General features: G+C 69.7%; 21 protein-coding genes. 15 read left to right on the top strand and 6 right to left on the bottom strand.

Going from position 1 to position 21467, the window contains the following annotated elements:
* Positions 1-40 precede the first annotated feature (40 nt).
* From ACZ7CD_RS13490 to ACZ7CD_RS13480, 3 genes are all read left to right on the top strand, one after another.
* Positions 41-2020, top strand: coding sequence for a thioredoxin domain-containing protein (locus ACZ7CD_RS13490; protein ID WP_470378973.1), 1980 nt, complete (start codon positions 41-43; stop codon positions 2018-2020).
* 58 nt (positions 2021-2078) lie between these two features.
* The gene (locus ACZ7CD_RS13485) at positions 2079-2633 is read left to right on the top strand and encodes a hypothetical protein (protein WP_360386007.1); all 555 of its coding nucleotides are present in this window, start codon (positions 2079-2081) and stop codon (positions 2631-2633) included.
* Positions 2634-2731: 98 nt separating this feature from the next.
* Positions 2732-3319, top strand: a complete 588-nt coding sequence (locus ACZ7CD_RS13480; RefSeq protein ID WP_470378972.1) for a hypothetical protein — start codon at positions 2732-2734, stop codon at positions 3317-3319.
* Here ACZ7CD_RS13480 and ACZ7CD_RS13475 read toward each other — a convergent pair.
* Positions 3303-4952 carry an ATP-dependent DNA ligase gene (locus ACZ7CD_RS13475; protein WP_470378971.1) on the bottom strand — a complete coding sequence of 550 codons (1650 nt, stop codon included), beginning with the start codon at positions 4950-4952 and terminating at the stop codon, positions 3303-3305. The genes ACZ7CD_RS13480 and ACZ7CD_RS13475 overlap by 17 nt on opposite strands.
* A 90-nt stretch (positions 4953-5042) precedes the next feature.
* Between ACZ7CD_RS13475 and ACZ7CD_RS13470 the strand changes: the two genes are divergently transcribed.
* On the top strand, positions 5043-5183 hold the full coding sequence (locus ACZ7CD_RS13470; RefSeq protein ID WP_470369438.1) for a hypothetical protein: 141 nt from the start codon (positions 5043-5045) through the stop codon (positions 5181-5183).
* A gap of 118 nt (positions 5184-5301) precedes the next feature.
* Here ACZ7CD_RS13470 and pdxR read toward each other — a convergent pair whose 3' ends face one another.
* Positions 5302-6648 (bottom strand): MocR-like pyridoxine biosynthesis transcription factor PdxR, encoded by a 1347-nt coding sequence (gene pdxR, locus ACZ7CD_RS13465; protein ID WP_470369437.1) that lies wholly within the window; start codon positions 6646-6648, stop codon positions 5302-5304.
* A gap of 47 nt (positions 6649-6695) precedes the next feature.
* On the opposite strand from pdxR, the gene ACZ7CD_RS13460 reads away from it, so the two are divergent.
* The 5 genes from ACZ7CD_RS13460 to ACZ7CD_RS13440 are packed head-to-tail and all read left to right on the top strand — an operon-like array spanning position 6696 to position 11539.
* Positions 6696-7559 (top strand): DMT family transporter, encoded by an 864-nt coding sequence (locus tag ACZ7CD_RS13460; RefSeq protein WP_360386017.1) that lies wholly within the window; start codon positions 6696-6698, stop codon positions 7557-7559.
* Complete coding sequence (locus ACZ7CD_RS13455) at positions 7556-8332, top strand: GNAT family N-acetyltransferase (RefSeq protein WP_360386019.1); 777 nt, start codon at positions 7556-7558, stop codon at positions 8330-8332. Before ACZ7CD_RS13460 ends, ACZ7CD_RS13455 begins: the two co-directional genes overlap by 4 nt.
* Before the next feature lie 43 nt (positions 8333-8375).
* On the top strand, positions 8376-9815 hold the full coding sequence (locus tag ACZ7CD_RS13450) for a GuaB1 family IMP dehydrogenase-related protein (protein ID WP_360386021.1): 1440 nt from the start codon (positions 8376-8378) through the stop codon (positions 9813-9815).
* A gap of 3 nt (positions 9816-9818) precedes the next feature.
* The gene (locus tag ACZ7CD_RS13445) at positions 9819-10772 is read left to right on the top strand and encodes an ABC transporter ATP-binding protein (protein ID WP_360386023.1); all 954 of its coding nucleotides are present in this window, start codon (positions 9819-9821) and stop codon (positions 10770-10772) included.
* The gene (locus tag ACZ7CD_RS13440; RefSeq protein WP_360386025.1) at positions 10769-11539 is read left to right on the top strand and encodes an ABC transporter permease; all 771 of its coding nucleotides are present in this window, start codon (positions 10769-10771) and stop codon (positions 11537-11539) included. Before ACZ7CD_RS13445 ends, ACZ7CD_RS13440 begins: the two co-directional genes overlap by 4 nt.
* Positions 11540-11614: 75 nt before the next feature.
* Here ACZ7CD_RS13440 and ACZ7CD_RS13435 read toward each other — a convergent pair whose 3' ends face one another.
* A complete protein-coding gene (locus ACZ7CD_RS13435) occupies positions 11615-12907 on the bottom strand; it encodes a PhoH family protein (RefSeq protein ID WP_360386027.1) in 1293 nt (430 codons plus the stop codon).
* Positions 12908-13294: 387 nt separating this feature from the next.
* On the bottom strand, positions 13295-14548 hold the full coding sequence (locus tag ACZ7CD_RS13430; RefSeq protein WP_470378970.1) for a DUF885 domain-containing protein: 1254 nt from the start codon (positions 14546-14548) through the stop codon (positions 13295-13297).
* 227 nt (positions 14549-14775) lie between these two features.
* Between ACZ7CD_RS13430 and ACZ7CD_RS13425 the strand changes: the two genes are divergently transcribed.
* Together ACZ7CD_RS13425 and ACZ7CD_RS13420 are read left to right on the top strand one after the other, a co-directional pair.
* Entirely contained in the window at positions 14776-15090 is a 315-nt protein-coding gene (locus ACZ7CD_RS13425; protein WP_360386031.1) for a hypothetical protein, read from the top strand.
* 95 nt (positions 15091-15185) lie between these two features.
* Positions 15186-15455: a hypothetical protein gene (locus ACZ7CD_RS13420; protein WP_360386033.1), complete on the top strand. Its 270-nt coding sequence runs from the start codon at positions 15186-15188 to the stop codon at positions 15453-15455.
* 63 nt (positions 15456-15518) lie between these two features.
* Here the strand turns inward: ACZ7CD_RS13420 and ACZ7CD_RS13415 are convergent, their stop codons facing one another.
* Positions 15519-16298: an isoprenyl transferase gene (locus ACZ7CD_RS13415; RefSeq protein WP_360386035.1), complete on the bottom strand. Its 780-nt coding sequence runs from the start codon at positions 16296-16298 to the stop codon at positions 15519-15521.
* A 77-nt stretch (positions 16299-16375) separates the two neighbouring features.
* Between ACZ7CD_RS13415 and trhA the strand changes: the two genes are divergently transcribed.
* From trhA to ACZ7CD_RS13395, 4 genes are all read left to right on the top strand, one after another.
* Positions 16376-17050: a PAQR family membrane homeostasis protein TrhA gene (gene trhA / locus ACZ7CD_RS13410; RefSeq protein ID WP_360386037.1), complete on the top strand. Its 675-nt coding sequence runs from the start codon at positions 16376-16378 to the stop codon at positions 17048-17050.
* A gap of 233 nt (positions 17051-17283) precedes the next feature.
* Positions 17284-18339 carry a YaaC family protein gene (locus tag ACZ7CD_RS13405; RefSeq protein ID WP_470378969.1) on the top strand — a complete coding sequence of 352 codons (1056 nt, stop codon included), beginning with the start codon at positions 17284-17286 and terminating at the stop codon, positions 18337-18339.
* A 415-nt stretch (positions 18340-18754) separates the two neighbouring features.
* Positions 18755-19042, top strand: a complete 288-nt coding sequence (locus ACZ7CD_RS13400; protein ID WP_470378968.1) for a hypothetical protein — start codon at positions 18755-18757, stop codon at positions 19040-19042.
* 328 nt (positions 19043-19370) lie between these two features.
* On the top strand, positions 19371-19688 hold the full coding sequence (locus ACZ7CD_RS13395) for a hypothetical protein (protein ID WP_470378967.1): 318 nt from the start codon (positions 19371-19373) through the stop codon (positions 19686-19688).
* Positions 19689-20027: 339 nt separating this feature from the next.
* Here ACZ7CD_RS13395 and ACZ7CD_RS13390 read toward each other — a convergent pair whose 3' ends face one another.
* Entirely contained in the window at positions 20028-21422 is a 1395-nt protein-coding gene (locus ACZ7CD_RS13390) for a class II fumarate hydratase (RefSeq protein ID WP_470378966.1), read from the bottom strand.
* Between the last annotated feature and the right edge of the window lie 45 nt (positions 21423-21467).

Below are 21467 nucleotides of genomic sequence, written 5' to 3'. Positions count from 1 at the left end.
CGAGAGTCGCCGTTTCCGCTGCTCATTTAGTGTTGTTCGCATGACGAACCGGCTAGCGGACGCGACCAGCCCCTACCTGCTGCAGCACGCGGACAACCCGGTCGACTGGTGGCCGTGGTGCCCCGAGGCGTTCGAGGAGGCCCGGCGGCGCGACGTCCCGGTGCTGCTCTCCGTCGGGTACGCGGCCTGCCACTGGTGCCACGTCATGGCACACGAGTCGTTCGAGGACGCCGGCATCGCCGTGTACGTGAACGAGCACTTCGTGGCGGTGAAGGTCGACCGCGAGGAACGCCCGGACGTCGACGCGGTGTACATGGAGGTCACGCAGGCCATGACCGGCCATGGCGGCTGGCCGATGACCGTGTTCCTCACCCCCGACGCCAAGCCGTTCCACGCGGGCACCTACTACCCGCCGTCGCCGCGGCCCGGCATGCCGTCGTTCCGGCAGCTGGTCGAGGCGGTCTCCTCGGCGTGGACGACGCAGGGTGACGAGGTGCTGGCGTCCGCCTCGGCCGTGGTGGAGGAGATCTCGCGCCGCGCCACGCCGCTACCGCCGTCCACTGTGGACGCCGAGGTGCTGGGCGGTGCGGTGGTGTCGTTGCTGGGCGAGTTCGACCGGCGCAACGGCGGCTTCGGCGGCGCACCGAAGTTCCCGCCGTCGATGGTGGTGGAGTTCCTGCTGCGCCACCACGAACGCACGGGCTCGGTGCAGGCGCTGTCGATGGCGACCGTCACGGCCGACGCGATGGCCGACGGCGGCATGTACGACCAGCTCGGTGGTGGGTTTGCCCGATACAGCGTCGACGCGTCCTGGGTCGTGCCGCACTTCGAGAAGATGTTGTACGACAACGCTTTGCTGCTCCGCTTCTACACGCACCTCACGCGTGTCACGGGTTCTTCGCGCTACGAGCGGGTCGCGCGTGACACGGCCGGGTTCCTGCTGCGCGAGCTGCGCACGGACGAGGGCGGCTTCGCGGCGTCGCTGGACGCGGACACCGAGGGCGTCGAGGGCCTGACCTACGTGTGGTCGTACGACGAGCTGGGTGCGGCGGCGGCAGAAGCCTTCGGCGTCACCGAGGAGCCGAACTTCGAGGACGGCAGGTCCACGCTGCGGTTCGTGTCCGAGCCGGGGGAGGACGTGCGGGCGGCGTTGCTCGCGCGGCGTGCCGAGCGCCCGCAGCCCGGCCGCGACGACAAGGTGGTCGCGGCCTGGAACGGCATGGCGATCGCGGCGCTGGCCGAGGCGGGCGCGTTCTTCGGCGAGACGTCCTGGGTGCTCGCGGCGACGACGGCGGCCACGACGCTGACCGGCGTGCACCTGGTCGAGGGACGGCTGCTGCGGACCTCGCGCGACGGCGTCGCCGGCCCGTCCGCGGGCGTGCTGGAGGACTACGGGTGCCTGGCGGACGGCCTGCTCGCGCTGCACCAGGTCACCGGGTCGGTGCGGTGGCTCGACACGGCGTGCGGCCTGCTGGACACGGCACTGGCGCGCTTCGCCGTCCCCGGCACCGCAGGGGCCTACTTCGACACCGCGGACGACGCCGAGGCGCTGGTGCGCCGCCCGGCCGACTCGACCGACAACGCCTCGCCCTCCGGTGCCTCGTCGCTGGCCTCGGCGTTGCTGACCGCGTCCCTGCTGGTCGGCGCGGACCGGTCGGCCCACTACGCCGAGGCCGCCGCTGCGGCGGTGACCCGCGCGGGTCTGCTGGCCGCACGCGCGCCCCGGTTCGCGGGTCACTGGCTCACCGTCGCCGAGGCGCTGGTGGCGGGCCCGGTGCAGGTCGCCGTGGTGGGGGCGGTCGACGATCCGCGCCTGGTCGAGCTGTTCGCGACGGCGGTGGCCCACGTGCCCGGCGGTGGGGTCGTGGTGGCCGGTGAACCCGGCTCGGCGCCGTTGCTGGAAGACCGTCCGCTGGTGGACGAAGCGCCCGCCGCGTACGTGTGCCGCGGTTACGTGTGCGACCGGCCAGTGGTGTCGGTGGACGCGCTGGTCACTTCACTGTCGGCGAACACCCTCTGACTGGTTGCAGGCGTAACGTCAGTAACGACGTAATCATGTAATCAAGGGTGTGGTGGAAATGGGACGTGGATGGCGCGGACGAGGAGGCTGGCAGCAGGCTGACCTGCCACCGGCCGACGACGCGGCGGCCTGGTTCGCAGGCCGGCTGCCGGACGGCTGGTTCACCGGCGCCCCCGAGGTCGTCGTCGACCGCGAGGAGATCACCGTCGTCGGCACGCTGCCCGACCTGGAGGGCGAGTTCGACGACGCCTCCCGCGCGGCGGCCGAGTCGGGCCGCATCTCCCGGTGGCGCGAGCAGACCCGCGACGAACGCATCGAGATCGCCCGCCAGGCCGAGCACCGCTACGGCCGCAAGGTGGCGTGGGGCGCCGTGCAGGGCGGCACCCGCGAGCTCTTCACGCACCTGGCCGTGCCGGTGATGACGCGCCTGCGCCAGCCGGAGCGCCAGGTGCTCGACACCCTGGTGGCCGCCGGTGTGGCGCGGTCACGGGCCGACGCGCTGGCGTGGGCCGTGCGGCTGGTCGGGGAGCACGCGGACTCGTGGCTGGCCGAGCTGAGGGACGCGATGTCGAAGGTGGACGACCTGCGGGAGCAGGGCCCGGACCTGACCTGAGGTCCAGGGCGGCGTGGACCGGCTCCCCCGCGACTTCCGCCCGCGGGGGAGCCGCTGCCGCACCCCGGCTCGGTGCCGCCGTCCGGTTGCCCTGCGGCGTGAGCTGCGCCCGATCGGCCAGGAAGGCGCTCGACGTCTCGCTGCCGCTGAACCAGCGGGTCAACGGCCCGAAGGGCTGCGTCGAGCGCTACCACCCCATCGGGTTCGCGGCGTCGATGAGCTTCCTGGAGGCCGTGGCCGGTGACTTCGCCTCCGACCCGGCGGCGTTGCCACTGGCGGTGGAGGTGCTCACGGCCGGCCGGGACGCGTGGCAGGCCGAGGTCCGCGCCTACGCCGTGCTGCGGCGGAGGGCCAAGCGGCTCGGTCTGCGGGTGCCGCACCCGGCCGCGCCCAACCCCAACCGGCCGTCGCACTGGCACGGCGCACGGCGGGAAGCGGCGTTGCACGCCGTCTGGTTCCGGTACTCGCAGGGCACCATCGCCGACGTCGACCTGCACTGCCTCGCCGCCGCGCTCGTGCGGCGCGGACGGCTCACGGCGATGCAGCTCGCCGTGTTAGACGAGGTGCACGCCGGGTTGGAGGAGCGCTTCGCCGCCGCCGGCACGCACGACTACCAGCACTACGACGAGCTGCGGCAGCTGCTCGCGCTCGCCGCGCAGATCGCGGTCGTCACGGGCCGGTGCTGAGCGCCGTCGGCAGAAGGGCGCGCACCTCCTCGATCGTCGTGGCCTCGGACGGGTCCTTGTCCGGGCGGTAGCGGACCACGCGGGCGAAACGCAGGGCCACGCCACCGGGGTAGCGCGGCGAGACCTGCACGCCGTCCAGCTCGATCTCGATCACGAGCTCCGGGCGGACCATCACGACCCACTCGTCCTCGGAGACCGCGATCTCCTGCAGGGCCTTCGTCTGCCAGGTCAGCAGCTCGTCGGTGAGGCCCTTGAAGGTCTTGCCGACCATGATCGGCGGGCCACCGTCCGGGTCGCGGGCGCCGAGGTGGAGGTTCGACAGCCAGCCGCGGCGGCGCCCGGAGCCCCACTCGACGCCCAGGACCACGAGGTCGAGGGTGTGGACCGGCTTCACCTTCTGCCAGGAGCGGCCGCGCCGGCCCGCCGCGTAGACCGAGGACAGCGACTTCACCATCACACCCTCGTGGCCAGCGCCCAGCGACGCCGCCACCACCGCGCCTGCCTCCTCCGGTGACGGGTCGAGGACGCCGGGGATGACGTGCTCACCCGCGACCGAGCGCAGGGCGGCGAGGCGGTCGCGCAGCGGTTCGTCGAGCAGGTCCTCCCCGTCGAGGTGCAGGCAGTCGAAGAAGTACGGGTGCAGCAGCAGCTCGCGTTCGTCCTGCGCGCCGAAGCGGCTCATCGTCTCCTGGAACGGGCGCGGGCGGCCCTCGTCGGTCAGCGCCAGCGTCTCGCCGTCCAGCACGACCGAGGTGCACGGCAGGCCGCGGACGAGCTCGACCAGCTCCGGCACGGTCTTGGTGATCTCCCGCAACGTGCGGGTGTAGACGTGCACCTCGTCGCCGGAGCGGTGCACCTGGATGCGGGCCCCGTCGAGCTTGTGCTCCACGACGCAGCCGCCCAGCTCGGTCAGCGCCGCGTCGAGCGACTCGGCGGGGGAGGCCAGCATCGGGCGCAGCGGCCGGCCGACCTCCAGCCGGAACGCCTCCAGCTCCCCGGCACCGCCCCGCAACGCCGCCACGGCCGTCTCCGGCAGGCGACCGGACAGCATGAACGCCCTGCGGACCGCCTCACCCGGCACGTCCGCCGCCGAGGCGATGGCGTCGAGCATCACGCCCTCCAGTGCGCCCTGCCGCAGCTCACCGGTCAGCAGGCGGCGCAGGAAGTCCTGCTCGGCGGCCGTGGCCAGGCCGAACAGCCCGACCAGCAGGTCGACCCGCCGCTGCGCCGACCCCTTGCCGGACGTCGTGGCGACGGCCCCCAGGGTCAGGTCGACCTCGGCCACGGTCAGCGACGGCTCCGCGGCCGGGGGCACGGACAGGTCGAGGACCGTCCGCCAGCCGGTGCCGATGCGGCCCTGCCGGGGCGTGCCGATGAGGAACGACACGACGGCGACCACCGTGTCCGCGGTGCCCTCGGCTTCTGCAGCGACTGCGGCGCCCGCGGTGCCGGTGGCGGTCTCGGCTCCTGCGGCGTCCCCGGTGCCAGCGGCGCCTTCGGCCCCTGCAACGTCCTCGGCGTCCGCGGGGGCCACCGCCGCGCGCAGCACCGCGGCCAGCGCCTTGACCTTGGCCAGGCGCGACCGCGTCGCGGCCACCGCGGCCGACGTGTCGACTACTTCGGAGAGGTGCACGGTTTCATGGTGCACCCGTGCACTGACAATTTCTCGAGGGCCGGACTAGGCTGGGCCCGACATTCGTTCTACCTGGGGGTTCACCGCGCCATGCGAGCCGTCAAGATCATCGCCGCCGCCCTGCTCGTCGCCGCCGTCGCCGCTGTCACGGCCGGTGCCACCGCCGGTCAGGCCCGCGAGCACATCCTCCAGGGCAACACCGCCGCTGAGAAGCGCGAACACATCCTCTGAGCAGCTTGCCAGCTGTTGTGCCTGTGACGCCTCCGAGCTCCCACTCCTGGCTCTGCTGGCGTCTGCAAGGAGGGGGAGGGGCGGGCAAGGCTTCTGGCCAGGTGCTCAGACCAGCCCTCTAGACCACCGCGGCGATCTCGCGGACTGCCTCGCGCAGGCGGTCCGGCGTCAGCGCGGCGTAGCCCAGCACCAGTCCGGGCCACATGGGCGTGCGCGCGTACTGCGCGAGCGCCCACACGTGCACACCTCGCGCCTCCAGTGCGCGCTTCAACGCCATGTCGTCCGTGCCGTCCGGCATGCGCAGCACCACGTGCAACCCGGCCGCGACACCGATCGGCTGCCACGACGGCAAGTGCGTCGCAACGGCGTCGAGCAACGCATCCCGGCGCTTGCGGTAGAGCGCGCGCGTACGGCGCAGATGCCGGTCGTAACCACCGGTCCGCAGCAGGTGCGCGAAGGCGGCCTGCGGGATCGTGCCGGTGCCCATGTCGTTGTACTTCTTGCGGTCCACGACACCCGCGCGCAACCGCTCCGGCACCACCAGCCACCCCAGCCGCAGGGCCGGCGCGAGCACCTTGCTCGTCGTCCCCTGGTACACGACGTGGTCGGGCGCCAGCGCCTGCAACGCGCCCAGCGCCGGCCGGTCGTAGCGGTGCTCGGCGTCGTAGTCGTCCTCGATGATCAGGCCGTCCCGCTCGCGCGCCCACTCCACCAGCGCCCGCCGCCGTTCCGGGTGCAGCACCACCCCCAGCGGGAACTGGTGCGCCGCCGTCACCAGCACCGCGCGACAGTCCGTTCTGGACAACAGGTCGACCCGGATTCCCTTGTCGTCAACGGGAACCGACACCGGCTTGAGGCCGTGCGACCGCAGCAGGTCCGCGCCGCCGAAGTGGCTCGGCTCCTCGATCGCGATGCTGCCGTTCAGCATCCGCGCGGTCAGCTGCAGCCCGTCCGCCGAGCCGTTGGTGATCACCGCGTCGCGCGCCACGACCGCGCGCACCCGCGCCAGGTAGTCGACGATCTCCTTGCGCAGCCCCACGAACCCGGCCGGGTCGGGGTAGGCGAGGTCGTCGTCGGGCAGCTCGGCCAGCGCCGCGCGGTGCGCCGCGACCCAGTCGGCGCGCGGGAACGCGCTCAGCGCGGGCAGTCCCGGCCGCAGGTTGTACCGCCAGCGCCGCGGCGGCTCCGGCACCCCGCACACCCCGGCCGGCCCGAGCGCCGCGACCGTCGTACCCGACCCGCGCCGGGCCGTGAGGTAGCCCTCCGCCACGAGCTGCGCGTACGCCGACGTGACGGTGCCGCGCGCGACGCCGAGCTGCGCGGCCAGGTCGCGCGACGACGGCAGCCGCGTGCCCGGTGCGAGCCGCCCGTCCCGGACCGCCCGCCGCAGCGCTGCCTCCACGCCACGGCGCCGCTGGTGCTCGGGCAGCAGCAGCTCGCGGAAAGTGGTCCAGTTCGCAGACATCGAAGTGGAGCTTAAATCTGGACCAGTCCGCGGCAAAGCTCTGGTGCATGAGACTCGGGGTGGCCGCGGGAGCGACAGCGGCAACGATCGTCGGCGCGTCGGTTCCGATCACGGGGATGCTGGCCGGCTACCCGGTCCTGACCGGCCAGGCCCTGCGCTACGCCCTCGCGGCGGCCATCCTGCTGCTGGTCGCGCGCCGGCTGCCGGTGCCGTCGTGGCGCGACCTCCCGCCGCTGCTCGGCGTGGTGCTCACCGGCATGCTCGGCTTCAACGCCCTGCTCATCGCCGCCCAGCAGTACGCGGAACCCGGTTTCGTCGCCGCCGTCATGGGTGCCTCGCCGATCGCCCTCGCCCTGCTCGCCCGGCAACGGTCGCTTGCCGCGATCGTCGGCGCGGTGGTGGTGGCCGCGGGTGTGGTGGTGTTGTCCGGCGGTGGCGCGTGGCACGGCCCCGGCCTGCTGCTCGCCCTGCTCACGATGGCCGGCGAGGTCTGCTTCACGCTGTTCGCGGTCGGTGTGGTGAAACGGCTCGGCGTGCTCGGCGTGGCCACCTGGACGTGCATCATCGCGGCCGTCATCGGGTCCGTCCTGGGCACGTTCGTCGGCGGCTGGCAGGTGCCCGACGCGAAGCAGGCGCTTGCGCTCGTGTCGCTCGCCGTCCTCGTCACCGCGCTGGCGTTCGGCCTCTGGTACTTCGCCGTGCACCGCCTCGGCTCCGACCGCGCGGGCGTGCTCATCGGCCTGATGCCGGTCGCGGGGCTGGCGGCGTCCGTGCTGCTCGGCGTGCAGGACCTGACGTTCGCGTCCGCGGTCGGCGTCGTCACCGTGACGCTCGGGTGCGGCATCGCGCTGCACAAGGGCGGTAAATCGCGTGCGGTCGAGGAACCGGCGCCCATAGCGTTGGGTCAGTGACCGACGCTGCCGCTCTGCTGAGCGCCTACGACACCCAGGCCCGTCCCGCCGAGTGGGCGAACGCGGTCCCCGGCGCCCCCGTGCACCGCGACGGCCCGGTGTTCCGGGTGGAGGGCCCGCACGGCGGCACCGTCGCGGGCCTGCCCGACCTGGGCGTCACCGGCGCCGAGCTGGACGCCCTGATCGCACGGCAGCGCGACGTCTTCGCGCGGCGCGGTCAGCCGGTCGAGTGGAAGACCTGGGCCCACGACCGGCCCGCCGGCCTGCCGCGGCGCCTGGAGGCCGCCGGGTTCGCCGCCGAGGACCGGGAGACGGTGTTGATCGGCCTCGCCGAGGAGATGACGGCGCCGGTCGAGGTCGCCGGCGTGGTGCTGCGGGAGACGCGGGCCGAGGCCGACCTGCGGCGCATCGGCGACTGCCTCGGCGAAGTGTGGGGCAAGGACTGCGGCGCGCTCGTCGACCGGCTGGTGTCGATCAAGGACGACCCGGACGTGGTGATCGTCGTCGCGGAGGCCGGGGACGTGGTCGTGTCGTCGGCCCGGCTGGAGGTCGTGCCGGGCACCGAGTTCGGCGGGCTGTGGGGCGGCTCGACGCTGGAGCGGTGGCGCGGGCGCGGCATCTACCGGGCGCTGGTGGCGCACCGGGCGCGGATCGCGGTCGAGCGCGGCGTCCGGTACCTGCAGGTGGACGCGTCGGAGGACTCGCGGCCGATCCTGGAACGACTCGGGTTCACGGCTGTGACGACCACGACGCCGTACGTGTGGCGGCCGTAGACGCGGCTGGCCATCCCGGGCGCTGCGCGTATCGTGGAAGCACGTGCGGTTCATCGAAGGGCATCGACCCTCTTACGACCTGACCTACGACGACGTCTTCCTCGTCCCCGGCCGCAGCGCCGTGGAGTCGCGGTTCGGCGTCGACCTGTCCACCTCGGACGGCACCGGCGCCACCATCCCGATCGTCGTGGCGAACATGACGGCCGTGGCCGGGCGCAGGATGGCCGAGACCATCGCGCGGCGCGGCGGGATCGTGGTCATCCCGCAGGACGTGCCCACGGAGGCCGTCGCGGAGATCACCGCCTGGGTCAAGGAGCGGCACCCGGTCTGGGACACGCCGCTCACCCTCACCACCGGTGACGCCGTGGCGGACGCGCGCAACCTCATGCACAAGCGTGCGCACGGCGCGGTTGTCGTCGTCGACGACGGTGGGCGGCCCATCGGTGTGGTGGACGAGGCCGCGTGCACCGGGGTCGACCGGTTCGCGCGCATCGGCGACGTCATGAACACCGACGTCCTCCTGCTGCCGCTCGACACCAAGCCGCAGGACGTCTTCGAGCACCTGCACCACAGCACCCACAAGATCGCGCTCGGCGTCGATGAGCAGCAACGGCTGCGCGGCGTGCTGACCGAGCTCTCGGCGTTGCGGGCGGAGATCTACAAGCCCGCCACCGACGACGACGGGCAGCTGCGGATCGCCGCGGCGGTCGGGGTCAACGGCGACGTCAGGGCCAAGGCGGAGGCGCTGCTCAAGGCCGGGGTGGACGTGTTGGTGGTCGACACCGCGCACGGGCACCAGGAGAAGATGATCGGCGCCATCCGCGCGGTTCGCGAGGCGAGCCCGACCGTGCCGATCGCCGCGGGCAACGTGGTCACGAAGGAGGGCGTGCGGGACCTCGTCGAGGCCGGTGCGGACATCATCAAGGTCGGCGTCGGACCGGGCGCGATGTGCACCACCCGCATGATGACCGGCGTCGGCCGGCCGCAGTTCAGCGCCGTCGCCGAGTGCTCCGCCGAGGCGCGCGGGCTCGGCAAGCACGTGTGGGCCGACGGCGGCGTGCGGCACCCGCGGGACGTGGCGCTGGCGTTGGCGGCGGGCGCGAGCAGCGTCATGGTCGGCAGCTGGTTCGCCGGCACCTACGAGTCGCCCGGTGACCTGCAGCGCGACGAACGCGGGAATCTCTACAAGGAATCCTTCGGAATGGCGTCGAAGCGGGCGGTCACGGCGCGCACGCGCAGCGACAACGCGTTCGACCGTGCGAAGAAGGGCCTGTTCGAAGAAGGCATCTCGACGTCGAAAATGCGGTTGGACCCGGCGCGCCCGAGCGTGGAGGATCTGCTCGACGCGATAACGTCCGGCGTTCGCTCGGCCTGCACGTATGCGGGTGCGACCTCGCTGGAGGAGTTCCACGACAAGGCAGTTCTCGGCATCCAGTCCGCTGCTGGCTTCGCGGAAGGGCGGCCGTTGCCAGGGGGTTGGTGAGAAATGGACGACGCGGTCTCCGTGAGAGAACTCCGCAAAATCTACAAACCAGGACAAAAGCCGGCGGTGGACGGGTTGAGCTTCACCGTCCGCCGCGGTGAGGTGTTCGGCCTGCTCGGCCCGAACGGGGCCGGCAAGACGACCACGGTCGGCGTGCTCACCACGCGCGTCCGCCCCACCTCGGGGCAGGCGCTCGTGGAGGGCGTCGACGTGGTCGCCGACTCCAAGCGCGCACGGCAGCTGCTCGCGGTCGTGCCGCAGCGCAACAACCTCGACCGCTCGCTCAACGCACGGCAGAACCTGCTGTTCCACGCCGCCTACCACGGCATCGGACCGAAGGAACGCCAGCAGCTCGCCGACGACATCCTCGAACGCATGGGGCTGAAGGACCACCGCAACGCGCTCGTGGACACGCTCTCCGGCGGTCAGGCGCAACGGCTGATGATCGCCCGCGCGCTCATGCACCGCCCGAAGGTGCTGTTCCTCGACGAGCCGAGCACCGGACTCGACCCGCAGGCCCGGCTCTTCGTCCACGAACGCGTCGCCGCACTGCACGCCGAGGGCGTCACGGTCGTCCTGACCACGCACGACATGGACGAGGCCGCGAAGCTGTGCGACCGGGTCGGCATCGTCGACCACGGCAAGCTGCTCACCCTCGACACGCCCGCGGAGCTCACGAGGAACCTGCCCGGCAGCAACACCGTCAGCGTCACGGTGAGCCCGAACGGCCACGAGCCTGCGAAGATCAACCAGGTGCTGTCCGAGGTGGACGGTGCGCAGCGGGTCGAGGAGGTCGGCGGGATGTACCGCGTGTACACCGACGCCGACACCGCGGTCACGCTGCCGGCGGTGCTGAACGTGCTGCGCGACCTCGACGTCGTCGTCAGCGACGTGGCGATCGGCAAGCCCAGCCTGGAGGACGTCTTCATCCACCTGACCGGGCGGGAGCTGCGGTGAGCCAGTTGCGCACGTTCAAGGCGATCCTGTGGCGCGACGTCTTCGTCACCGGCCGCGAGCTGCCGAGCTTCCTCGCGCAGGTCATCATCCAGCCGTTCTTCATCCTCTTCATCTTCGCGAAGGTGCTGGGGGACATCGGGTACGTCCAGGACGACTTCGCGCAGGTGCTGCTGCCCGGCATCATCGCGATGAACGGGTTCCTGGGCGCGCTGCAGAACACGACGCTGCCGCTGGTGCTGGACTTCTCGTGGACGCGGGAGATCGAGGACCGGTTGCTGGCGCCGATCTCCATCCCGCTGGTCGCGGTGGAGAAGATCGTGTTCGGCGCGATCCGCGGGTTCTTCGCCGCGGTGCTGATGGTGCCGGTCGGGTTCGTGATGCTCGACGTCTCCTGGCAGTGGTCGGGAATCCCCGGTGCGCTGCTGGTGATCGTCCTGGGCTGTCTCGCGGGCGGGTCGGTCGGCATGGTCATCGGCACGTCGGTGCCCGCCCGCCGGGTCAACGTGATGTTCGCGGTGATCCTGACGCCGTTGCTGTTCACCGGTTCGTCGCAGTTCCCGTGGCGGTCGCTGAGCGACGACCTGCTGTGGTTCAAGGTGGTCTGCGCGCTGAACCCGTTGACGTACGTCAGCGAGGGCATGCGGGCGGAGCTGGTGCCGGAGGTGCCGCACATGCCGCTGCCGGTCGTGCTGCTGGTGCTCGTCGTGGCCATCGCGGGCTTCGGCGGGCTGGGTCTGCGCGGCTTCATGAGGCGCGCGCTCGACTAGGGCCTGTGTCCTGGCAGAGAACGGGAAACGGCCCCGCGCGGTGGGAACGCGGGGCCGTTCCGTCCACTCAGGACACTACGAGGCGTAGTCCTCCAGCATCTCCGTGACGAGCGCCGCGATCGGCGACCGCTCCGAGCGGGTCAGGGTGATGTGGGCGAAGAGCGGGTGGCCCTTCAGCTTCTCGATCACCGCCGCCACGCCGTCGTGCCGCCCGACCCGCAGGTTGTCGCGCTGCGCCACGTCGTGCGTCAGCACCACCCGCGAGTTGCTGCCCAGCCGCGACAGCACGGTCAGCAGGACGTTGCGCTCCAACGACTGCGCCTCGTCCACGATCACGAAGGAGTCGTGCAGCGAGCGGCCGCGGATGTGGGTGAGCGGCAGGACCTCCAGCATCCCGCGGTCCAGCACCTCCTCCAGCACCGCCTGGCTCACCAGCGCGCCGAGGGTGTCGAACACCGCCTGCGCCCACGGTCCCATCTTCTCGTTCTCGCTGCCGGGCAGGTACCCGAGCTCCTGGCCGCCGACCGCGTAGAGCGGCCGGAACACCACGACCTTGCGGTGCTGCCGTCGTTCCATCACCGCTTCGAGACCGGCGCACAGCGCCAGTGCCGACTTGCCGGTGCCCGCACGTCCGCCCAGCGAGACGATGCCGACATCGGCGTCGAGCAGCAGGTCCAGCGCGATCCGCTGCTCAGCGGACCTCCCGTGCAGTCCGAACGCCTCCCGATCCCCGCGCACCAGCCTGATCTGCTTGTCCGCGGTCACCCGGCCCAGAGCGCTCGACGTGCCCGCCAGCAACCGCAGACCGGTGTGGCAGGGCAGCTCGGCGACGTGCTCCAGGCCCTCGTACTGGGCCGGGTCGACGACGTTCTCCTTGAACAGGCCGTCCACCAGGGACTGCGGAGCGTCCAGGTCGGACATCCCGGTCCAGCCGGACAAGGTGACGTCGTGCGCCCGGTACTCCTCCGCGGGCAGGCCGACCGATCCGGCCTTGACCCGCAGCGGCATGTCCTTCGTCACCAGGGTGACGTTGCGCCCCTCAGCAGCGAGGTTGAGGGAGCACGCGAGGATCCGGGCGTCGTTGGAGTCCGTTCGGAAGCCTGATGGCAACACCTCCTGGTCGGAGTGGTTGAGCTCGACGTGCAAGGTGCCCCCCAGATCCCCGATGGGGATCGGCGAGTCGAGGCGACCATGCCGCAAGCGCAGGTCGTCGAGCAGGCGCAGGGCCTCCCTCGCGAACCAGCCCAGTTCGGGGTGGTGGCGCTTGCCCTCCAGCTCGCTGATCACCACGAGCGGGAGCACGACCTCGTGCTCCGCGAACCGGGTGGGGGCGAGCGGGTCGGACAGCAGTACCGACGTGTCCAGCACATACGTGGTGATGGCCGGAGCGGCGGACTTGCGCCGGGAGGAGGATGTGCGCGATGAGCCTGAGGAACGGCTCGCGGGACGTCGTGCGTTCACGGCAACTCCCTCACGAACGCGGCACCCGCGTCCGCTCCTCGCTGGGCCAGGCACCACCCTGATCGACCGTCCCGCCCTTTCAGGCTGGTCGGCCACGAGGGCCGGGTGCCGGCCCCCTCGCGACGTCGTCTGCCACGATCAGAGCCTCCCTGCGCGGTCCGCAGTGGTCGCGTCCCGCCACTTCCGAAGTTACCTGCGGAAGTGCCACGTGTGCATGAAGCCACACAGGTGAATCCGAACTTGTCATCTCCGCGAAAACTGGACGAAACGTGGTCGCAGAGGTTTATCCGCAGGTCAGGAGCCGCTCTCGGCGGCGTTGCGGGCGAGCCACGACAGCCCTTCGCGGACCTGGGCCCGCAAGGACTCCGGCACCAGCGGCTCGTCGAGGAGCCTCAGGTACCGGGACTCGAGCGACTCACCGGGCGCGCGGACGTCCAGCCAGGCCCTGACCAGGCGCACCCCCTCGACGTACGTCGTCGTGTACGCGCGCCACAGCGGGTCCGCCAGAAAACGCACCATCTGCCGCGCGCGGCGGTCCGGCACCAGCAGCCACTTGCGCAGGTACGCGACGACGTCGTCCTGGTCGGCACCTCGGTCGTGCAGCATCAGCGCGGCGTCCTGCCGCACGGTGAGCAGACCGGCCGCCGCGGCCTCGACCTCTTCGGACAGTCGGCCGTCCATTCGCAACCCGAGGTCGCGCAGGACCTCCTCGGTCCACAGGCCCCAGCCGGGCCCGACGACGGCGTGCAGCCCCAGGTCGGCCATGCCCTCGGCCATCAGGCACTGCGGCGTGTTGATCAGGAAGATCGACTGCTCGGCGTGCCCGCGCCGGTGGACGAGCCCGGCCTCCTTGCGGCAGTGCTCGGTGTGGTGGCCGGGGTAGGACTCGTGCGCGACCAGGTGCGGCAGGTTCGACATGCGGTGGCCCATGTCGGCGTTGATCGCGACCCTGGACCGGTAGCCGCCCAGGTAGTAGTTGAAGCCGCTCCACGGCTTGTTCGTGACGACCTGGTACTCGACGATCTCCTGCTCGGGCAGCGCGTACCGGTGCCGCACGCGGTCCCGCAGTGCGCTGGACAGGGCCTGCACACACCCCTGGAGCCGCCGTTTCGGCACCTCGTCCTCCTCGCGGAAGTCGGCCAGCCGGTCGCCCAGCGACCCGCGACCGGGCAGCAGCGCGTCGAGGTTGCGGTGCGCCTGCGCGTACGCGTCCTCGTCACCGGGGCGGATGCGCACCTGGAAGTACTGCTCCACCTCGTCGACGAACGAGATGCGCTCGCCGGCGAGCTTGCGCGCGTTGCACTCCATCGCCCTCAGGTGCGCGTCGAGGAACTGTTTGCGCTGGTCGGCGAGGTCGGCGCAGTCCAGCAACTCCGCGCGCAGCTGCCGGGCGTGCCCGGCGAGCGCCCGCGGGTCCAGGCGCGGTTCGTTGTCGACCGCGCGGCTCAGCGCCGGGTCGCCGGTGTACGAGTCCACGAACCCCGACCTCAGCCGCCCGAGCCGCAGCCCCAGCACCAGGTACCTGCGCACCAGCTCGCCTGCGTCCATGAGCAGGAGAGCGTAGAGCGTGTACCACAGCGTCCCGGTCGCGGCCGAATCGCGAAACGAACACCACCTGAAGGGGGAATGTTGTTGATCATGCCGTCACACAATGGGGGCAACGGGAGCATCAAGCCAGATTCCCGCGGGTAGCTTTTCTGCACGAGAACCCCACCGTCCGGAGATCCCCGAAGACTCCGGAAATGACGGGGAGACCCGACATGAAGGAGAACGACGTGAAGAAGGTTTTCGCCGCGGTCGCCGCTGCTGCCGCTCTGTCGCTCGCGTTCGCCCCGGCCGCCATGGCCGGCGAGGGTGACGACCACCACGGCCACGACCAGGGCCACCACAACTACTACCACGGCTTCCACCAGTCGAACGGCCCGCTGCTCAGCGTGCTGAACGGCAACAACGTCAACGCCGTCGTCGGCGCCTGCGGCAACAACGTCGGCGTGCTGGGCGCCGCGGTGCCGATCAACTCGCCGAGCATCACGGAAACCTGTGCCGCCGGCGGCATCGTGGACGGCGACGACGTCAACTTCGAGGGCTGATTTCCGCCTTCGGGTTAATTCCCGGGTCCAGGGACGTCATTTGATGGCGTCCCTGGACCGTTTCCGGCAGTAGCACCCGTTCACGAGGAGAAGAAATGCTGAAGAAGGCGTGTGCCGCTGCGGCCGCCGCGGCTGGCCTGATGATGCTCGGCGTCGGCATGGCCTCCGCGGCCCCCGATTTCGACCAGTCCAACGGCGGGCTGCTGAGCGTGCTGAACGGCAACAACGTCGACGCCGTCGTCGGTGTCTGCGGCAACAACGTCGGCGTGCTGGGTGCGGCCGTGCCGGTGAACTCGCCGAGCATCACCGAGACCTGCGCCGCCGGCGGCATCGTGGACGGCGACGACGTCAACTTCGAGGGCTGACGTCCTCACGCACGAACGGGGCGCCCACCTTCGCCGTGGGCGCCCCGTTCCGCGTGCGGGTCACTAGCCGCCGTAACGGCGGTGGCGCTTGGCGTACTCGCGCATCGCCCGCAGGAAGTCCGTGCGCCGGAAGCCGGGCCAGTACGCCTCGCAGAACCAGAACTCCGAGTGCGCCGACTGCCACAGCATGAACCCGGACAGCCGCTGCTCCCCGGACGTGCGGATGATCAGGTCCGGGTCCGGCTGCCCCGAGGTGTAGAGGTGCTCGGCGATGTGGTCGACGTCCAAGACCTCCGCGAGCTCCTCGATCGTCCCGCCGCGCTCGGCGTGCGCCTGCAACAGCTTGCGGACCGCGTCCGCGATCTCCTGCCGCCCCCCGTACGCCACGGCGACGTTGACCTGGATGCCGGTGCGGTCCCTGGTCTTGGCCGCCGCGGTCGTGAGCCGCTCGGCGTGCTCCCGCGGCAACATGTCGATCGCACCCACGTGCCGCACCCGGAACGGGTTGCCGTCGGCGGCGAGCTCGTCGGTGATGTCGGCGATGATGTCCAGCAGCGGCGCGAGCTCGTCGGACGGCCGGTTGAGGTTGTCCGTGCTCAACATCCAGAGCGTGACGACCTCGACCTTCGCGTCACCGCACCACTCGAGCAGCTCCAGGATCTTCCGCGCCCCCGCCCGGTGCCCGTGCGCGACGTCGGTGAACCCGGCCTCCCGAGCCCACCGCCGGTTCCCGTCGAGCACGACACCGACGTGCTTGGGCACCTGCGTCCCGCTCAGCTCGCGCCGGAGAATCCACTCGTAGAGGTGGATAGCGACGTCTTTCACACGCGTGCGGAGTGCCACGTCCGAACAGCGTACGCCGTGCGGAGTTCATCACTGATCCATGGTCGGAAACCTACGGTGGCGTAACCTGTTGTCCTGTGACCGCTGCTGCGCCTCTTCCCCCACAGCCCGGACTGCGGCCGCGCCTGCGTGGATGGCTGCACCTCTGGTCCTTCATAGTCTCCGTCGCCACCGGTGCCACGCTCATCGCGCTGGCGGCCTCCACGGTGTCCGGCCTCGCCGCACTGGCGACCTCCGTCTACGGCGCCACCGTCGTGGGCCTGTTCGGCGTCTCCGCGCTGTACCACCGCGTGACGTGGCAGTCCGAACGCGTCCGCACGTGGATGAAGCGCCTCGACCACTCGATGATCTTCGTGTTCATCGCCGGCACCTACACCCCGTTCGCACTGCTGGCGATGGACCGCGACACCGGCCACGTCGTGCTCTGGGTGGTCTGGCTCGGCGCACTGGCCGGCGTGACCCTGAAACTGGTCTGGCCGCACGCCCCCCGCTGGCTCGGCGTGCCCATCTACATCGCCCTGGGCTGGGTGGCCGTCTTCGTCCTGCCCGAACTGCTGCACCACGCCGGGGCGGCCGCTCTGGTGCTGCTGCTCGTCGGCGGGCTGCTGTACACCGCCGGGGCCGTGTTCTACGCGACCCGGTGGCCGAACCCGTGGCCGCAGGTGTTCGGGTACCACGAGTTCTTCCACGCGGCGACCGTGGTGGCGGCCATCTGCCACTACATCGCCATCTGGCTCGCGATGTACTCCTGACCTGGCTTTCGTGATTGCTTGATCTTGTCAGGCCGTCAGCCCGCTTCGGTTTGAGGAGCGCGTTGGCGGCCGTTCTATTCTTGTCGCCGCTGGACGGCATCAGGTGGGTGTCGACGCGGAGGGTGAAGCCGGGGTCGTGGTGGCCGAGGTTCAAGCGCCGACGCCTTCAAATCTGGCGTCCAGACAAGGTTGCATGATGGTATAAAAGCCTCCGACTGACCTTGGAGGTGTAGATGCCACTTATTCCTTCAATTTTTGGCAACTCGAACACTGCGGATGAACAAAAGCGACTCGGCCAGCTTCCTTGGAGACGCCTACGCGCCCTGCGGTATCAGCCGCCTGGGCGTGCTACAAGTGGTGTGCGGCACGCGGTTTTCAGCGCTGCTCTTGAGCAATCTGAGCAACTTTTCCTTGCTGCGGCAAACACGGGTTATGCATCGCGTCCACTGCTGGCGTTCTACGGGCTAAGTCAGGCTGGGCGAGCTATCGCGGCGGCTGCAACGAGTGCGGCCGGTAATAATGATGCCTGGAAGCTGTCGGGGCACGGCATCAAGGCCGTCAACCTTGCTCAAGACGTATCTTTCCCTAAAATAGAATTGCGGGATGAAGGCAAGGGAAGCTTCGTAAAGATTGCAGAGTTTTTGGGGTCTGCCACGCTTTTGAGTGGCGTGGATATGCGGTTTCTGTGGGCCTGCATACCTGAGCTCCAGGACTATCCGCTAGTAGGACAAGAGCAGGTTCCGAATGTCCTAACGGTGACAGTGCAGTCGGCCGGCACTGAGGGAATGCTCTGTCGTCTGGGACGGATCCCTGATCGTTTTCTCGATGAATCCGTAACAAAAGATGACATAACTGAACTGATTAGAAATTACCCAACTTTGTCTGGATTTAAGGACGTTGATCCCGGGGAGGATCTTGCGCGCGCGCAACCTTGGTATGTCGAGCCCGGCTCTCCTCTACGCGCAACGATTCTTAGGTATTGGGATTTCCCTGAAGACGGCGATGCTCGAAAGTTTTGGATGTCTCGAACTCGGGAATATGGATCTTCGAAGGAAAGGTGGGTTTTCCCTGCGCCTCTAGGTCAGAGTCTTCCCATTCATCCTCTGGTTTCCTGGTGGGGGATCCTGTATGCGCTCTCAATGATGGCTCGCTATCATCCAGGAAGCTGGGTCCGGCATCTCAATGTGGACAGTGCTGCCACTGCGGTGCCTCTTGAGTTGGCTCTCGACGCCGCATTGGAGGTATGTCCACTTTTGATCTATCAAGCGATTGAAGAAGTTTCATCATAGTAGGTCTGACACTACGGTCAGAAAGCGTAGCCTCCGACCAGTCGTGTCAGTCGCTGCTGAATTCAGCTTTATGGGATCAACGCGCCGCCGTCGGCGGCGCGCAGCGGGCCGGTCGTTTACCAGCGTGGCCCGCATTCATCCAGGCACGTCGAATCCCCGCTTCGCTCCGCCCACCGGCCACGTCTCCAGGCCGTAAGACGTCCCAAAGCGTTGAAACCACTGAGAACCACTGAGCAAGAAAACCGCAGCTCAACGGCCATACAACCCAAGATCCACGCCTAGCAAGATCTCAGCGACCACCACATCGTCACCTGGCTCGCGATGTACTCCTGACCTGCTGTTTTCGGTCTAGCGGATCTTCCAGGCCGTCATACTCGTCCACATGACACGAGTGAGATGCCAAGCGGTGCGCTGGGTGAGCGATGAACCTCAGCCGGGTTGGGTCGAGGTTCAGCTCACCGACGCCGACGGAGCGGTCTGGAGCCTCTTCGACAAGCCGCCGGTGTTCGACGCGGATGACCGGCTGACGCCCGACGCGGTGTACCCGGTCGAAGTCGAGCTGGACTGCGAGATCGTGTCGCGCCAAGCCGACGCCGACGGTCGCGATCTGATCACCATCTCGACTCGACGTCCCCAGGGCGTTGAAATGGAGACCGGCCGAGACCAGTTCACGGTCGCGCCAAGTCAGCTCATCCGTGCCTAGCTGTGGCATCACACCGTCTCCAGGCCGTCAGCCCGCTTCTTCGGCTTGAAGAGCGCGTTGACGGCCTTGCGGCTCTTGTTGCCGCTGGACGGGTATCAGGTGCGTGTAGACGCGCAGCGTGAAGCCGGGGTCGTGGTGCCCCAGGTTCACGCTCAGAGTCTTGACTGAGACGCCGCCCTCGAGCTTCAGGTGATGGTTGACGTTTCGGCTTCACCTGAAGCTTGACGCCAGACCTGGTCGATCCGGTAGAGCGACAGCTCGTCGTAGCCCCCGCCGATCGCGGCTACGGTGGTACTGCGTGCGGCAATCGACGTTGTGGGAGCGAGACATGGAGATCCAGGCGCGCAGCAGGTACGACATCGTGCACTGCTTGGTCACTGGCCATGCTCGGTACGGGCTCCTGATCGAATCCGAGAACGGTGAACGCGGATTCGTGGACAGCTCGTACATCACAGACCAGCCGGGCGAGCCGTGGCCTGCGGTGGGGCAGCGGCTGCGTTGCATCGTTTTGGGCTACGCGAACGACGGCAGACTTCGTGCGGCGGCAACACCGCTATGCGTCGAGATGGTGGCCTCAGCAGATGATCCTGTCGCGGCGGTGAAGCGATGGAGCGTGCTGGCCAGCCGGACACGACAACCCGAGTGACGTGCAGGCCTGACTGTCCGCCGCTGCGGGAAAGCGTGTCTTGACCCGCCACCACTGACCGCGAGATCGGCTCGGTGTCGGGATGATGCCCCGGCAGTGGTTGATCAACTCCCGGGCCGTCCCCAGGCCGTGAGACGTCCCGAAGCGTCGAAAATCAGTGAGAACTGTTGAGCACCAAAACCGCAGCTCAACAGCCATACAAGCCAAGATCCACGCCTACAACGAACCCTGGCGATCACAACTCGCCATCTGGCGCGCGATGTACTCCTGACCAGCCGTTCCAGGACTTTCACCCCGTCAGGCCGTGCCGGAACCGGCACGGCCTGACGGGGTGCGGCGTCAACGTCCGCCGCGAGCCATCCGCAGCACGTCCAGCGCCTCGTCCAGCTGCTCCTCGCTCAGCTTCCCAGGCACGTGACCGCGCTCCAGCACCACCGCGCGGATCGTCTTGCGCTCCTTCAGCGACTGCTTGGCGATGGAGGCGGCCTCCTCGTAGCCGAGGTAGCGGTTCAGCGGCGTCACGATCGACGGCGACGACTCCGCGTACTCGCGCATCTGCGACTCCTGGGCCTCGGCGCCCGCGAGCACCTTGTCGGCGAGCAGGCGGGCGACGGCGGCGAGCAGGCGGGAGGACTCCAGGACGTTGCGGGCGATCACCGGGAGCATCACGTTCAGCTGGAAGTTGCCCTGGGAGCCGGCGAACGCGACCGCGGCGTCGTTGCCGATGACCTGGGCCACGACCATCATCGTGGCCTCGGAGATCACCGGGTTGACCTTGCCGGGCATGATCGAGCTGCCGGGCTGGAGGTCGGGCAGTGCGAGCTCGCCGAGGCCGGTGCGGGGGCCGGAGCCGAGCCAGCGGAGGTCGTTGGCGATCTTGAACAGGGCCACGGCGGTCGCGCGGAGCTGGCCGGAGATCTCGACCACGCCGTCCTGGGTGGCCTGGGCCTCGAAGTGGTCGCGGGCCTCGGTCAAGGGGAGGCCGGTCGCGGTGGCGAGCTCGGCGGCGACCGCCGCGCCGAACCCCTCGGGGGCGTTCAGGCCGCTGCCCACGGCGGTGCCGCCGATCGGGAGCTCGGCCAGGCGCGGGATCGAGGCGTTCAGGCGTTCGACGCCGTAGCGGACCTGGGCGGCCCAGGCGCCCGCCTCCTGGCCCAGCGTGATCGGCACGGCGTCCATCAGGTGCGTGCGGCCGGACTTGACCAGGTCGGACCACTCAAGAGCACGCTGCGCGAGCACCGACTCCAGGTGTTCCAGTGCCGGGACGACGTCGGTCACCACGGCTTCCGTGGCGGCCACGCGCAGGGTCGTGGGGAACGTGTCGTTGGACGACTGGGAGGCGTTGACGTGGTCGTTCGGGTGGACGTCACGGCCCAGTGAGCGCGTGGCGAGGGTGGCGATGACCTCGTTGGCGTTCATGTTCGACGACGTGCCGGAGCCCGTCTGGAAGACGTCGACCGGGAAGTGCTCGTCGTGGGCGCCGGAGGCGACGTCGTCGGCGGCCGCGGCGATCGCGGCGGCGACGTCGTCGGGGAGGACGCCGAGGCGGGCATTCACGCGGGCCGCCGCGGCCTTCAGCAGGCCGAGGGCGCGGATCTGCGCGCGTTCCAGGCCTCGACCGGAAATCGGGAAGTTCTCGACCGCGCGTTGGGTCTGGGCACGCCACAATGCGTCGACCGGCACGCGGACCTCGCCCATCGTGTCGTGCTCGACGCGGTACTCCTGTTCAGACATACCCCGAGTCTCTACGCTCGATCACAGCACTGCCACCCACCACTG

The organism is Lentzea sp. NPDC036949 (assembly GCF_055608075.1).
The sequence above is the reverse complement of the archived record's forward strand: the minus strand, read 5'-3'. Positions and strand labels throughout refer to the sequence as shown.